Source organism: Deltaproteobacteria bacterium (genome assembly GCA_016709225.1).
In the GTDB taxonomy this organism is placed as follows: Bacteria; Myxococcota_A; Polyangia; order Nannocystales; family Nannocystaceae; genus Xiheibacterium; species Xiheibacterium phototrophicum.
Map to the genome: position 1 here is coordinate 919,746 of JADJEE010000012.1, position 14,291 is coordinate 934,036.

12 protein-coding genes are annotated in these 14,291 nt (G+C 72.7%); 8 read left to right on the forward strand and 4 right to left on the reverse strand.

Features of this window, described 5'->3' with window-relative positions; translation table 11 throughout:
• Positions 1-56: 56 nt before the first annotated feature.
• The 4 genes from IPH07_28800 to IPH07_28815 are packed head-to-tail and all read left to right on the forward strand — an operon-like array spanning position 57 to position 3,536.
• Positions 57-1,025, forward strand: coding sequence for a GDP-mannose 4,6-dehydratase (locus IPH07_28800; protein MBK6921432.1), 969 nt, complete (start codon positions 57-59; stop codon positions 1,023-1,025).
• Positions 1,022-2,641, forward strand: a complete 1,620-nt coding sequence (locus tag IPH07_28805) for a hypothetical protein (GenBank protein MBK6921433.1) — start codon at positions 1,022-1,024, stop codon at positions 2,639-2,641. The genes IPH07_28800 and IPH07_28805 overlap by 4 nt, the downstream gene beginning before the upstream one ends.
• Entirely contained in the window at positions 2,638-3,060 is a 423-nt protein-coding gene (locus IPH07_28810) for a hypothetical protein (GenBank protein MBK6921434.1), read from the forward strand. The genes IPH07_28805 and IPH07_28810 overlap by 4 nt, the downstream gene beginning before the upstream one ends.
• 59 nt (positions 3,061-3,119) lie before the next feature.
• Complete coding sequence (locus IPH07_28815; protein ID MBK6921435.1) at positions 3,120-3,536, forward strand: hypothetical protein; 417 nt, start codon at positions 3,120-3,122, stop codon at positions 3,534-3,536.
• A gap of 7 nt (positions 3,537-3,543) precedes the next feature.
• Here the strand turns inward: IPH07_28815 and IPH07_28820 are convergent, their stop codons facing one another.
• Positions 3,544-4,593 carry a radical SAM protein gene (locus tag IPH07_28820; protein ID MBK6921436.1) on the reverse strand — a complete coding sequence of 350 codons (1,050 nt, stop codon included), beginning with the start codon at positions 4,591-4,593 and terminating at the stop codon, positions 3,544-3,546.
• Positions 4,590-5,132 carry a hypothetical protein gene (locus IPH07_28825; GenBank protein ID MBK6921437.1) on the reverse strand — a complete coding sequence of 181 codons (543 nt, stop codon included), beginning with the start codon at positions 5,130-5,132 and terminating at the stop codon, positions 4,590-4,592. Before IPH07_28825 ends, IPH07_28820 begins: the two co-directional genes overlap by 4 nt.
• Positions 5,133-5,317: 185 nt before the next feature.
• Between IPH07_28825 and IPH07_28830 the strand changes: the two genes are divergently transcribed.
• The 3 genes from IPH07_28830 (at position 5,318) to IPH07_28840 (ending at position 10,281) form a co-directional block, all read left to right on the forward strand.
• On the forward strand, positions 5,318-6,604 hold the full coding sequence (locus IPH07_28830; protein ID MBK6921438.1) for an acetyl xylan esterase: 1,287 nt from the start codon (positions 5,318-5,320) through the stop codon (positions 6,602-6,604).
• A gap of 213 nt (positions 6,605-6,817) precedes the next feature.
• Positions 6,818-8,620, forward strand: coding sequence for a peptidase U62 (locus IPH07_28835; protein MBK6921439.1), 1,803 nt, complete (start codon positions 6,818-6,820; stop codon positions 8,618-8,620).
• Positions 8,617-10,281 (forward strand): hypothetical protein, encoded by a 1,665-nt coding sequence (locus IPH07_28840; protein ID MBK6921440.1) that lies wholly within the window; start codon positions 8,617-8,619, stop codon positions 10,279-10,281. Before IPH07_28835 ends, IPH07_28840 begins: the two co-directional genes overlap by 4 nt.
• 12 nt (positions 10,282-10,293) lie before the next feature.
• Here the strand turns inward: IPH07_28840 and IPH07_28845 are convergent, their stop codons facing one another.
• Together IPH07_28845 and IPH07_28850 are read right to left on the reverse strand one after the other, a co-directional pair.
• Positions 10,294-10,710 carry a hypothetical protein gene (locus IPH07_28845; GenBank protein ID MBK6921441.1) on the reverse strand — a complete coding sequence of 139 codons (417 nt, stop codon included), beginning with the start codon at positions 10,708-10,710 and terminating at the stop codon, positions 10,294-10,296.
• Between the two features lie 62 nt (positions 10,711-10,772).
• Positions 10,773-13,532, reverse strand: coding sequence for a serine/threonine protein kinase (locus IPH07_28850; protein MBK6921442.1), 2,760 nt, complete (start codon positions 13,530-13,532; stop codon positions 10,773-10,775).
• 125 nt (positions 13,533-13,657) lie between these two features.
• Between IPH07_28850 and IPH07_28855 the strand changes: the two genes are divergently transcribed.
• Positions 13,658-14,287: a sigma-70 family RNA polymerase sigma factor gene (locus tag IPH07_28855; protein MBK6921443.1), complete on the forward strand. Its 630-nt coding sequence runs from the start codon at positions 13,658-13,660 to the stop codon at positions 14,285-14,287.
• Positions 14,288-14,291 lie beyond the last annotated feature (4 nt).

Below are 14,291 nucleotides of genomic sequence, written 5' to 3' on the forward strand. Positions count from 1 at the left end.
GCCGGCAGCCGTGGTACCTTGCCCCCGCGAGCAGTGGCTTTGGCGTGGCCTTGGGCATGAGCACGAGCACCAGCGAGACACCGCGACGCGTGCTGGTGACGGGTGCCGATGGCTTCATCGGCTCGCACCTGGTCGAGCGCCTGCTGGCGGACGGGCACCGCGTGACCGCGGTGGTGCGGGCGAGCTCGACCGTCGGCACCAGCGAGCTGCGCCTGCGCAACCTCGAGCCGGTTCGATCGCGCCTCGAGCGAGTGATCGCGATCGACATCGCGTCCGCCGATGCGGTCGCGCGCATGGCCGAGGCCCGCCCCCAGTGGCTGTTCCACCTCGCGGCCGAGGCCTATGTCGAGCGCTCGTTCACGCAGCCCCACGAGGTGCTGCGGACCAACCTCGGCGGCACCATGAACGTGCTGCAGCTGGCACGCACCTGCGACGCGCTCGAGCGCACCATCGTGACCTCGTCGAGCGAGATCTACGGCACCGCCCAGCGCGATGCGATCGACGAGCAGCACCCGCTCGAGCCGACCTCGCCGTACGCCGCCTCGAAGCTCGCGGCCGACCGCATGGCCTCGGCGTGGCACCGAACCTGGGGGCTGCCGTTGGTGATCGTGCGTCCCTTCAACTGCTACGGCCCGCGACACACCTACGACGTGATCCCCAAGTTCATCGCGCGCGCGCTCGCGGACGAGCCGCTGCAGATCTTCGGCGACGGCACCCAGAGCCGCGACTTCACCTACGTAGACGACATGGTCGAGGCCTTCGTGCTGGCCGCGACGCACACCGACGCGGTCGGCCAGGCGATCAACTTCGGCAGTGGTCGCACCACGAGCATCGCCGAGCTCGCCCGCCGTGTGGTCGCGGCCTGCGAGTCACGCTCGAAGGTGGTCCACGTTGCGGCGCGCGCGGCCGAGGTCGCGCGGCTGCGCTGCGATGCCGGCCGGGCCCACGCGCTGGGCTGGCAGCCCCGGGTCGCGCTCGACGAGGGCCTGCGCCGCAACATCGCGTGGGCGCGGGAGCAGCGATGACATCCACGCGAGCGATCGCGGCGCTGCGCCACCCGTGGACGCCGGTGGTCGCGATCACGGTCGCGTTCGTGGTGCTGGCGGTCATCGAGGTCGCGCGCGGGCGCTTCGTCCATGACGAGGGCCTGCTCACCTATCACTTCGCGAAGCTGGCGTGGCTCGAGCCCCGCGCGGCGCTGTTCCTGCAGAAGTCGCGGCCACCGATCTCGCTGTTGTACGCGCCCGCGGCGGCGCTCGGCTGGCACGCGTTCGCGCTGCTGCACGTGTTGGTGGCCGCGGCCGCGCTGCCGTGCATCGCCGCGATCGCGGCGCGACTGGGTCACGGACGCCCCGCGATCGCGACGTTGGTGCTGGCCGCGTCGCCGTTGTTCGCGGCGGCCGCGGTGGCGGGCGTCTCGAACAGCGACGGCGTGGCGCTGGCGTGCGTGGCGACGTGGCTGCTGGTCTGCACCCGCCGCGGGGCGCTCGCGGGGGCCCTGCTGGCCGCGCTGCCATGGGTGCGCGCCGAGCTGGCACCGCTGTCGGCCCTGCTGCTGGTCGCCAGCGGCACGCGCCACGGTGGCCGCGCGTGGCTGGGCGCGATCGCGTTCGTCGTCGTCTACGCGCTGCTCGGCGCGCTCGAGCACCGCGACGTGCTGTGGCTGGTGCACTACCCGCCCGCGCTCACCGAGCCGATGGCCGACAATCCCTACTGGGCGCACCACGACGGCCGGGTCGACGCCGCGAGCATCGGCGCCACGCTGCTCGCCTTGACGCCGGCATGGATGCTCGCGATCCCGCTGCGACGCGGCCGCATCGCGCGCGAGCAGTGGCTGTGGTGGTCGTTCGCGGCCTTCGAGCTCGGCGTATTGCTGGCGCTGCCGCGCTGGCGCGTGTTCAACTTCGATCTCTCGCCCCGCTACCTGCTCGGGGTCTTGCCCGCGCTCGCGCTCGCGCTCTCGTCGAACCTGCAAGCCTGGCCCGAGCCGCCGCGCGTGGCCACTCGCGTGGTCGAGACGCTCGCGCTGGCGGGGGCGCTCGCGCTGGGCTGGGCGGCGGCGATGGCCGGGCAGCCGCTCGGCGGGTTGGTCGCGACCGCCGTGGCCGCGACCGCGCTGGCAACTGCACGCGCGGGCTTCGTGCGCGTCGGCATCGCGATCGTCACGCTGCTCGTGATCGTCGGCCCGCTGGGCTTTGCCGACGGCGCGCGGCTGCGACGCGACCACGAGTCGCCGGAGATCGCCGAGTTGCTCGCGCGCCTCCGCGAAGATCCGCGGCTGGCGGGCCGTCCGCTCTACACCAACGCACCGCTGCTGTCCGCGACGCTGGCGGGCCGCCACGGCGAGGTCCACTACATCGTGCAGGCCGATCAGCTGCACGAGCTGGTGGCGCTGACCAACCCCGACAACGGCCAGCGCCAACGCCTGCTCGCCGCGATCGCGCGGGACTTCTACGGCACGCCGGTGTTCCCCGACGCGCTCGCGCCCGAGCTGTTGCCCAGCGACGCGGTGCTGCTGCTGGTCGACGACCCGCGGTTGTCGCTGGTGATGCCGGCGGCGATCTGGGACGACGCCCTGGTGACGCTGTCGGCCAGCGGTCGCGTGCGCGTCGCCGAGCTGCGGCCGCGAGGTGCCCCGTGAGCCGAGTGCTGCGCGACGCCGCGCCGGCGGCCGCGATCGCCATCGCGGCGATCGTGCTCATCGCCATCGCGCCCCCGCGCGAGCCGCCCGCGCCGGCCGCGATCGCGACCGTGCCGGTCGATACCCACATACTCGACGGCCTCGTCGTCGGCGATCGCATCGCCGGCTGGAGCGTCGCTGCGATCGCGGCGACCCCCGACGGTGGCCTCGACGTCACCATGCAGCGCGACGAGCTGCGCTTCGTGTACGCCGTGGTGCCGCTCGGCACGCGGCCCGAGAACCCGCCCTTCCAGTCGGACGCGTACGCCATCTACTACGGGCACGCGACCCCGGCGGGCCGCGAGATCCCGGCCGGCGCGCTGCGGGCGACGAGCGCGGACCTGCTGCGCCGGCTCGAGCGCGTGCGTCGACGTGGCTAGTACCGCTGTCGCATTCGTACAAGATCGCCGCGGCCGCGACCGGCTACTCCCCAGGGAGCATGGCGAAACCGCGATCGGCCAAGGGCACCAAGGACGATCCGTGGCGGCTGAAGACGCCGCCCGGCAGCTCCGAGTACACCATCCACCGCGACGATGCCGTCGACCCGCCGCTGCTGGTGTGCCAGGTCGGCACCACCAAGCTGACCTACCTCGCGCGCATCGTCGACGACCTGCACGCGATGCTGAAGGCGCGCGGCGACTGGATGGCGCTCGGCGCCGCCGACGAAAGCAAGCAGCCCGCCGACGACACCGTCGAGGCGTGGGGCCGTGCGCCGAGCAACCCGGTCGGCGGTTGGTACGGCCAGAAGAAGGGCTACCGCGGCCGCGTCGGCATGTACCTGCCACCGCTGCTCGAAGCGCTCGGACTGGTCGAGCTCGAGCACAACCCCAAGAACAACCGCGTGCGCGCGAAGTGACGCGCGATCACTCGCGATCGGCGTCGTCGAACAGCGCGGCGAACAGGCCCTGCGCGGCGTCGGGCGCCGCCTTCGTGCGGGTCTCCTCGCGGCCGGGCACGGCCTTGCCCGCGATCGGCAGTCGCTTGGACGGACGTGCCATCGGCGCGTCCGCGGCCACCGACTGCGCCCCCACGCCGCCGAACATCTCGGCATGGGCGACGGGCATCGCGGGCTGCGGAGCGAACTCGTCGCGCCCGCGCAGCTCGTCGCCGCCGAAGCGCGCCAGGTAGTGGGCATCGACGCCGACGCAGCGCGACCGCGCGGCACAGTCGGCGCAGACCGGGGCGTGCACGCGGGGCTCGGTGTCGCCGGGCAACACCGACCATGCCGCCATCGGGCCCAACAGACACGCCGGCGCGCCCTCGATCGCCGCGCCCACGCCGGCCCGCCGCGCACGATCCAGGGCGTGCAGGGCAAACGGCAGCGCGAGCCCCAGCCGCGGCACCACGTGATCGAAGCCGGTGCGGGCGCGCCCCGTCGCGTGTGGCACCGTGATGCGCCACGCAGCGACGCCCAGCCGCGCGAGCATGGCCGGCAGCTCGGCCAGCACCCGGAAGTTCGAGCGCGTCAGCACCGTGCGCACGACCACGGTCACCCCGCGCCGACGCAGCAACTCGGCGGTCGCCACCGCAGCCACGAAGCTGCCGTCGACGTCGGTGTGGTAGTCGTGCACGTCGACGCGCGCGCCGTGCAGCGAGAGCTGCACGTCGGACACGCCGGCGTCGACGAGCGCCGACCATCGCATCGCGCTCGCGCGCCCGTGGGTCTGCACGCCGATCGCCTCGAAGCCGCACTCGCGCGCCGCAGCGACCCACTGTTCGAGCGCCGCCGGGCCGTCGGGCGCCGCCAGTGGCTCGCCGCCGACGAAGCCCACCGACGTGTGGCCCGCGGCCCGCAAGGAGCCCAGCGCGACCGCGGGATCCGCCGCGATCGTTGGATCCGGCGCGTCGGCCTGCGCGCAGAAGCGGCAGCGGTTGTCACACGTCGCCGCGACGCGGACCCACGCCCGCGTCACGACAACGGCACACCGAGCGCGGCCCCACCGTGCGACTCGCCGCGCTCGCGCAGGGTCAGCAGCTGCGGGCCGGGCCCCTGCTCGAGCGCACGCAACCGCTCGGCCAGCGCCATCACGCCGAGCCCCTGGGCCTCGTCGGTGCTGGTGCTGCCATCGCCATGGTTGGCGAGGAAGAGGCTGTAGTGCGCGGTGTCGGCGATGCCCCCCGGAGCGTCGGGGTCGCGGGCGAGCACGTCGACCTGGAAGCGCGTGCCCTCGGCGGTCGCGAGCACGATCGGCACCGCGCCGAACTGCGGCGGATGCACGGCGATCACCGTCACCGCACCGATGCGCTCACCCGGGTCGAGCGCCGGCCAGCTGCCACGCGCGCTCGATCGCCGTGTCGTCAGCATCACGCTACCGGCTGCCAGCACCGCCGTGCCCGCCGCGAGCACGCCGAGCACCCGTCGCCGTCCCCACCACGTCACGGCGGCGGCCGGGGCCGCTGCGCCCTCCGAGGAATTGCCCTGCGCGGCGGTGGTGCGATCGTCGACGCTCACGATTGCCCAGTATCGCTGCTGCCACGTGGTGCGGTCAATGTACCGACCACGCACACGCGCGGGCCCGCGCCACCTCGAACGACCGGGCGCCCGGCCGCGCGGGGCGGTAGGCTCGTCGGCGTCGACCCTCCCCGGCCGGCACCCGCGTCGCGCGGCACTTACCTCGTCCGAGAGCTCGAACTGCCATGACCACGACCACGATCCCCTCCGCGTGTGCACCCACCCCGACCACCGGCGCACCCGCGCGAGGCCGCGCGCGATCGAGATCGGCGTGGCTGCCGTGGCTGTGCGTGCTCGGGCTGGCGTGCGGCAAGGAGGCCAACGACGATGGCGGCGACGGCACCGGCTCGACCGGCTCGACCGGCGCATCGGCGACGACCACCAGCGACGCGACCACCAACACCTCGACCTCGGCGAGCACGACCGGACCTGGTACCACCGCCGGCACCACGGTCGGCACCAGCGTCGGCGACAGCAGCAGCGATGGCGGCTCGTCGACCACCGGTGATGCCGAGCCCGCGATCCAATGGGTCGGCCGCATCGACACCTCGGATCCCACGCGCACCCGCATGGGTTGGTCGGGCACCGGCTTCGTGGTGCGCTTCGATGGCACCGGTGCGAGCGTGCGCATGGACGACGCGGCGCACTACTGGACCCTCGTGGTCGACGGCACGGTACAGCCCCGCTTCGACACGCAAGGCGGCGAGCAGGACTACGTGCTGGCCAGCGGGCTGCCGGCCGGCGAGCACGTGATCGAGCTGTACCGCCGCACCGAGGGTAGCTTCGGCACCACCGCCATCGTCTCGGTCGATCTCGAGGGCGAGCTGCTGTCGCCACCACCGGTGTCCCGTCGCATCGAGATCATCGGCGACTCGATCACCTGCGGCTACGGCGACGAAGGCGTGGCGCCCTGCTCGTTCAGCGCCGAGACCGAGAACCACTACCTCACCTACGGCGCGGTCGCGGCGCGGGCGGTCGGCGCCGAGCTCAGCACCGTGGCGTGGTCGGGCAAGGGCATCATCTACAACTACGGCGACGACACCTTCGAGCCGATGCCCGAGCTCTACGATCGCGCGCTCGCGACCGAGCAGAACCAGTGGGACTTCAGCACCCAGCCCGACGTCGTGCTGGTGAACCTCGGCACCAACGACTTCAGCACCGGCAACGATCCCTCCCACGACCAGTACGTCAACGCGTATGTCGACTTCGCCGCCCACCTGCGCGAGGTCAACCCCGACGCGTACATCCTGTTGTTGTCGCCGTCGTTGTTCGGCGCCGAAGCCACCATGGTCGATGGCTACCTGCAGGACGTCGTCGATGCGCGGGCCGCCGCCGGCGACACGCAGATCGACTGGGCCAACATCAACGTCACCTGGGAGGGCTCGGGCTGCGACGGCCACCCCAACGTCGCGACCCACCAGGACATGGCCGACCGTCTGGTCGAAGAGCTCCAGAGCCACGTGGGCTGGTGAGCCCGTCGCCCGCGCGCGATCGACCGCGCCGGCACCCGGTGCGAGTTGGAGCCATCGCCGACCCGCCCAGGGTGGCTTCGCCGGGGCGGTGAACCGCCGCGCGCCGCCGACAACCTTTGAGAACAAGGAAGCTCGCGCACAGCGGGAACGTTTGCGCCGGCCGACACTCCCAGACGTTCCGACGTGCCGACCACTGCAAGGGGATCCTCGACCATGACCCACCATCGACGCCTCGCACTGCTGCTGCTGTGCTCCTGCACCGCGGCCGCGGGCAAGACGCACGGCACCCGCTCGCCCGCGGGCACCACCGCTTCACCGACCCACGAGGTCGCCGCGCGGCTCGTGCACGAGACCAAGGTCGCGACCGCACCGGCGACGCCGCTGCTGCAAGCGATGACCGCGGAGGTCGAGCGTGCCAGCGCGGCGCTCGGCAAGGACGGCAGCGCCAAGCCCTACTACTTCGACTACCGCATCAACGAGGCCGACACCGTCGAGATCGTCGCGAGCCGTGGCGCGCTCGAGCTCTCGACCCGCGACCGCGCGCGCGTGCTCGACGTCGCGATGCGCGTGGGCGACCACGAGTTCGACAACCATCACTGGGATCACCGCAGCGTGCCGGGCATGGTCGGCAGCCGCAGCGCCCAGCTGTGGGGACAACGCCTGCCGATCGACGACGACCCCGGGGCCATCGCGACCGTGCTGTGGATGAGCACCGATGCTGCCTACAAGCAGGCGGTGTCCGGCTACGAGCACGCAAAGGCGCAGAAGCAGCTGGCCGCGAAGTCGGACGACAAGTCGCCCGATTTCGCGAAGGAGCCGGCGGTCGAGGTGCTCGAGCAGCCCGCCGCGCTCACGGTCGACACCAAGGCGTGGGAGCAGCGCGTGCGCGCGCTGTCGAAGGCGTTCAGTAGCCACCGTCACATCATCGAGAGCGAGGTGCGGCTGGTGGCGAGCGCCGACAACCGCTACTTCGTGAGCAACGAGGGCAGCCGGCAGCAGAGCGGCCGCGCCCACGTGCGACTGATCCTGAGCGCAACCGCCAAGGCCGACGACGGCATGGACCTCGCCCACGCCGACATCGTCGACGTCGGCGACTTCGCGTCGATGCCGAGCCAAGAGGAGCTGCTGGGACGGGTCGAGACCCTCGCCAAGACCCTCGCGGCGCTGCGCGAGGCGCCGGTCGCCGAGCCCTACGTGGGGCCGGCGGTGCTCGAGGGTCGCGCGGCCGCGGTCTACTTCCACGAGGTCTTCGGCCATCGCGTCGAGGGCCATCGCCAGGAGGACGAGTCCGAGGGCCAGACCTTCGCCGACAAGGTCGGGACCGCGGTGATGCCGAGCTTCATCGACGTCTACGACGACCCGACGGTGCTGCGACTCGACGACGTGTTCCTGAACGGCCACTACCGCCACGACGACGAGGGCGTGCCGGCGACACGCGCGACCCTGGTCGACGACGGCAAGCTGGTGGGCTTCCTGCTCTCGCGCACGCCGACGAAGGAGTTTCGCCGCTCCAACGGCCACGGGCGCGCGCAAGCCGGCTCCGATGTCGTCGCACGACAGGGCAACCTCGTGGTCGCGCCGTCCGAGGGGCTCGACCACGCCGCGCTCGACGCTCGCCTGCGCGAGCTGGTGGTCGAGCAGAAGCGCCCGTACGGCCTGCGCTTCGTGGAGATCAACGGCGGCGTGACCAACACCAGCCGCTGGGCCGCGCAGGCGTTCCAGGTCACGCCCGTGGTCGTGTTCAAGGTCTACCCCGACGGTCGCGAGGAGCTGGTCCGCGGCGTGACGCTGGAGGGCACGCCGCTGTCGTCGCTCTCGAAGATCGTCGCCGCCGGCGATCGCTACGAAGTCTTCAATGGCTACTGCGGCGCCGAGTCCGGCTTCGTGCCGGTCTCGGCCGCCAGCCCCGCACTGCTGCTCGGGCAGATCGAGGTCGCCCGCGCCCCCGCGGCCCAGGACCGCCCGCCGCTGCTCGCCCCACCCGCGTTCGAGACCCGCCCCGGAGGTGCCCGATGATCGCCACGCTGCTGTCCGCCGCCCTCGCGCTGGCCCCCGCCCTCGCGCTGGCCCCCGCCGCCACCGCCCCCGATCTCGAGGGCGACATCGTGATGAAGGCCATGAAGGACGAGCTCGCGCGCACCAGCGCGATGAAGCTGCCCGACTCGCCGGCGCCGTACTGGGCCTCGTACCACGCCGTCGACGTCCACGACGTGGTCGTGCAATCCAGCTTCGGCGCGCTGCTGAAGTCGGAGACCAACCTCGGCCGTGTGGTCGCGCCGCGTGTGCGCGTCGGCGGCTACGAGCTCGACGCCGTCGGGCTCCCGATGATGGCGCAGCCGCCCTTGGTCACCATCGAGGACGACTACGACGCGCTCCGCCACGCGCTGTGGCGCTTCACCGACGGCGCCTACAAGATGGCGGCGACCGGCTTCAAGGAGGCCCAGACCGAGCAGACCCAGCGCACGGTCGACGCCGACCGCCCCGCGTCGTTCTCGGCCCGCACCACGCCGATCGTCACCGTCCACACCGAGGTCGCCAGCGCGCCCGAGCAACGCAAGCTCGAGGCGCTCGCCAACGAGGTCTCGGCGGTGTTCCGCGAGCACGACTTCGTCGACGCATGCGAGGTCACCGTGTGGGTCCACGACGCCAGGCGGCGCTACGTCGCCACCGATGGCGACGCCTCGATCGAGGACACGCGCTTCGCGGTGCTGTCGATCCAGGCGATCGCACAGGCCGACGACGGCGATCGCATCGGTCGCACGGTCACCCGCGTCGGACGTCTGCGAGACTTCGACGACGCCGCGCGCTACGTCGCCGACGCGCAGGGCCTCGCGCGCGAGCTCGCGGCCCTGCGCAAGGCGCCGATGGTGCGCGACTACCAGGGCCCGGTGCTGATCGAGGCCACCGCGGTCGCCGAGCTCATGGGCATGATCGTCGCGCAGGAGATGACGGCGGGCGGTCGCTGGGGCTCCGACACCGAGGCCAAGCTGGGCCAGCTGGTGCTGCCGCGTGGGGTCACGATGTTCGACGACCCGGGCATCTCGACCCACGGCGGCCACGCGCTGCTCGGGGGCTATGCCGCCGACGACGAGGGCACGCCCGCGCAGCGCGTGGCATTGGTCGAGGACGGCAAGCTGACCGCGCTGCTGACCGGCCGCACGCCCGGCAAGAAGCTCAAGCAGAGCAACGGCCACGCCCGCAGTGGGCCGTACGCGATGGACCTGCGGCCGTCGCCGAGCAACCTCGTGATCGAGGCCAAGCGCGGCCTGAGTGACGCCGCGTTGCAGAAGCAGCTGCGAACACTGGCCACCAAGCGTGGGCTCGAGTTCGGCATCGTCGTGACCGACGTCGCGATGGGCCGCGGCACCACGGTGGCGTACCGCGTGGGCAAGGATGGCAAGCGCGAGCTGGTGCGGGTCGGATTCATGCGCGGGCTCGAGCCCAGCGAGCTGCGCAAGCTCGCCGCGGTCGGCCGTGCGACCGCGGTGGTGCACCAGACCGTGCTCGGCGGCATGCCGTTCTCCGCCGACGAGGCGCCACCCGAGGTCAGCGCATTTGCGACGCTGTCCTCCGTGGTGGCGCCGGCGATGCTCGTCGAGGACGCCGAGTTCCGCTCGTTCGGTGATAGCCACCCCAAGCCACCGGCCTATCCGCGACCGGCACTCAACAAGCGCTGAGCACTCGACCGACTACTCGGCCGGATCGTGCAGATCGGCGACAGGCGCGGCCGCCATCAGCCCCACGCCCTGTCGCCGCACCGTGATGGTGAGGTCGGCGGGCGCCGGCGGCGTCGGTGGAACCGCCGTCACCGAATGCGTCGTCGGGCTCGCGGGCGTTGGTAAGGTCAATCGATAGTTGCCACCCGCCAGCGTGGTCCCGCTCCAGCCGGCACCATCGAGGGCGTAACGCAGGTTCGGCACCGCGCTGCTGGCCCGCTCCAGCGTCAACGCCAGCGCCTCGCCGAGGTTCATGCTCGCATCCAACGAAATCAGGTGTCTCGACGCACCGGCCGTGTCGTGCCACAGACCACCGGTGTCGACGATCAGCGTCAGCGCATTCCCTGCGCTCGTCGTAGCACCATCACTCCACTTCAAGGTCGTGCCCATCTCTCGGATCCTCCGGACGCATTTGTGTTGCGGCGGAGCGAATCGATCCGTCGATCGATGCACTATTGTGAATTTGCCAGCGCCAGCGCCCGCTCGGCATCGGCCGACGCGGTTCCGATCTGCCGATACAGCGTCGCCGCATCGCGGGCGAGGGTGCGAATCCGCGATGACCCGGGTGCAATCTCGGTGAGCAGCTGGGCGTAGTGCAGCCGCAGGTCGGCGAGTTCACGCGGCTCGGCGGCGGCGAGGTCGGCCTCGGCGATGGCGAGTGCGGCCTCGAAGCCCTCTCGCGCCGCGTTCGCGTCGCCGCTCGCCCATGCCACGCGGGCCAGGCCGTGGAGCGCGGCGACGCGATCGGTGTCCTCGGTGGCGAGTCGCCGCAGGCGCTCGAAGTACGGCGCCGCGCCGGCGCAGCGCCGTAGCTCGCACAGCGCCCAGCCGATGTTGCGCGACAGCGGCCGCGCATCGCGGGTGTCGCCGATGGCGTCGAGATCGGCCAGCAGCCGCAGGTTGACGTCGAGGAACGCCGCCGTATCGCCCGAGGTCGCGTGCACCCGCGACAGCACCGCGAGCGCACTGCCGCGCTCCGCGTGTCCCGGCGGCAGGCCGTCGCGTTGCAGTCGCCAGGCGCGCTCGCCGGCCGCTTGCGCGCCGATCAGGTCGCCCTGCTGCAGGTGGATCTGCGCCAGCATCACCAGCGTCGGGGCGAGCACCACGGAGTCGTCGCCGAAGCTCTCGCGCTGCGTCGCGAGCAGCTCGGCGAACGCGATGGCGGCGTCGTCGAAGCGCCCCTGCTCGAAGGCATCGAGCGCGAGGTCGAACGACACCGCGAGCACGTTGGCGCTGCCCGGGCCCTCGCGCACCAGCAACCGCGCCCGCGCCTCGCGGTACAGCGTGTCGGCGCGCTCCCAGTCGCGACGCTGCGCGGCCAACCCCGCCAGCTTCGTGGTCACGCCGATGCTGCGCAGATCGTCCTCACCGCCCTGGGCGGTCAGCAGCGCGCGCGCCTGGTCGAGTGCTCGCGTCACGCCCTCGACGTCACCGGCAATCTCGCGCAGGCTCGCCTCGGCCAACCGCAGGTCGATCGACAGCGGCGCCGGGTCGCCCAGCCGACGGACCACGACCTCGGCCTGCGCGAGCGCGTGCTCGGCCGCCGCGGCGTCATCGAGGTCGACGCTCTCGAGTCGTGCGAGGCGGGTCCACAGCTCGGCCTGCGCGTGATCGTCGGCCTGGACCTGGGCGAGTGCGACGGCGGTGCGCAGCACCTCGCCGGCCTCGACGTCGCGGCCGAGCTGATCGAGCGCGCGGGCCTGCAGGCCCATCGCCGACAGCCGCAGGTCGGGCCGCGCCAGCGCCTGCGCGGTGCTGACCGCCTGCGCGGCGCCGGCTTGGGCATCGAGCACTGCACCGACCGCCAGCTGCACGCGGACCCGATCGAGCGCGGCGAGCAGGGCCTGCACCGCCTCGTCGTCACTGGCCTCGTTCGCCGCGACGCACGCCTGCGGATCCGGCAGCGAGCCCAGCAGCTCGGCACCACCCGAGCCCTCGACCCCGTGGGTCGCGAGCACCTGCGTGAGCTCGACGGCGGCCCGATCGGCGCGCCGCAGGCACGCCAACACCGCGTCGGCCTGGGTCGTGCCGCCGTCGCGCCCGTCGCAGGCTTGTTGCTGCAGCTCGCCGATGCGGCCTCGGCGACGCTCGAGCGCCGCGCGGCGTCGGGCGGCCTCGCTCGCCGGCACCCCACGGTCGACGAGTCCCTGCTCGAAATCCGCGAGGGACTCGTCGCCCAGCTCCGAGCTCCCGCACGGCCGCGAAGCCGGCAACAGCACCGCCGGGAGCAGGCCTGCGAGCGCCACCGCGGGTCCCCAGATCAACGCGCGCGGCCGTCGTGACGACACCGCCCGCAGCGCGTCGGCCAGCGCGTGGAGACTGGGAAAGCGTCGCGTGGGATCGGGCATCAGCCCGCGCGCGAGCACGCGGCCCAGCGGCCGCGGGATCCCGGCAGCACGCAGCCGCACCGCACCGCCGCGGGCCATCTGCGCGATCTGATCCGGGGCGAACGGCCAGCGCCCCGTGAGGCCTTCGAACAGGCTCACGCACAGCGCGAACTGGTCGCTGCGCGCATCCCCGACGCCGTGGGCAAGCTGCTCCGGCGCGGCGTAGCCAACGGTCCCGCCGCTCGCGGTGCCGGTCGGGCCGCCACCGCTGCCGGGCTGGGTCGCCGCCCGCGAGGGATCGGCGGCCGCGAGCCCGAAATCGATCAGGCACACGCGACCATCGGCCCGCACGATCACGTTGTCCGGCTTCACGTCGCGGTGGACCAGCCCGGCGTCGTGCATGGCCGCCAGCGCCTCGGCGACGCCGATGTAGAGCTCGACGCACGCTCGCCACGCTCGCGGCTGCGACTGCCACGCCCGCAGCGTGGTGCCGTCGAGCAGCGCCATCGCGAAGTACACGCCATCGTCGCAGGTGCCGAAGCCGAAGACCTCGACGATGTCCGGCCGTGACATCCGCGCGAGTGTCTGGGCCTCGCGCAGGAAGCGGGCCCGCGCGCGGCCAGGGAGCTCGGCGCTCGCGTGCAGCTTGAGCGCCACCCGGCGTCGCAGGCGGGGATCCCAACCCTCGTACACGCGGCCGAAGCCACCATGACCGATGCGGCGCAGCACCTCGAACCGACCGACGGTGATCGGCGGCAGCGATTCGCCGAGCTCCGTGGTCGCGAACGTGCGCCACGACAGGCGCGCGTCGATGTCCTCGTCCGCGACCTCGAGGGCGACCACGCGCAGCGCCTGCTCGAGCGAATCCCCCGGGTCCTGCATCACGTCTCGCCGCAACTGGAAGTGTCGAACGGTGGCGGAATGATCCGGAAGTGCCCGCACCGGGGGTAGCCCGGCCGCGTCGCGGCACCCGAGGGGGCGCAACGGCCCCCGTGGTAGCATGGCGGAACATGGGCGACGAAGCGCTGTGGACCCGCGCCTGCGAGGGTGAGCACGCGGCGTGGGTCGCCGTGTGCCGCTCGCTGCACGGCCGCGTCCACCGGTTCTTCGCACGGCGGGTCGCGGACGACGACGTCGGCGACCTGACCCAGCAGACCATGTCGGCGTTCATCACGGCCCGCCCGCGGCTGTCGCCGGACACCAAGGTCCGCGGCTACGTGCTCGGCATCGCGTGCAACCTGTTGGCGGCCCACGTCCGCCGACGTCACCAGCACGCCGTCGGCGAGCTCGAGCTGGTCAGCGCCCACGATCTCGAGCCCCGGCCCTCGACCGCGCTGCGCATGCGCGACGACCGTCGCGCGCTGCTCGACGCGCTGCGGCACCTGCCGCTGGCGATGCAGAACCTCATCGAGCTCTATTACTTCGAGGACCTCTCGACACCGCAGATCGCCGCCATGCTCGAGATGCCCGACAACACCGTGCGCAGCCGCCTGGCCCGGGCACGCGCAGCCCTGCGCACCCGCGTCGAGGGTACGCCCACGGCTTCGGTGAACACCGAGCTGCCGACCGACGACGACGACCGCTGGGCGCGGAGCTTCGCGGTCGAGCTCGGACTGGACGAGGCGGTCGCCGCCGACTGACGGC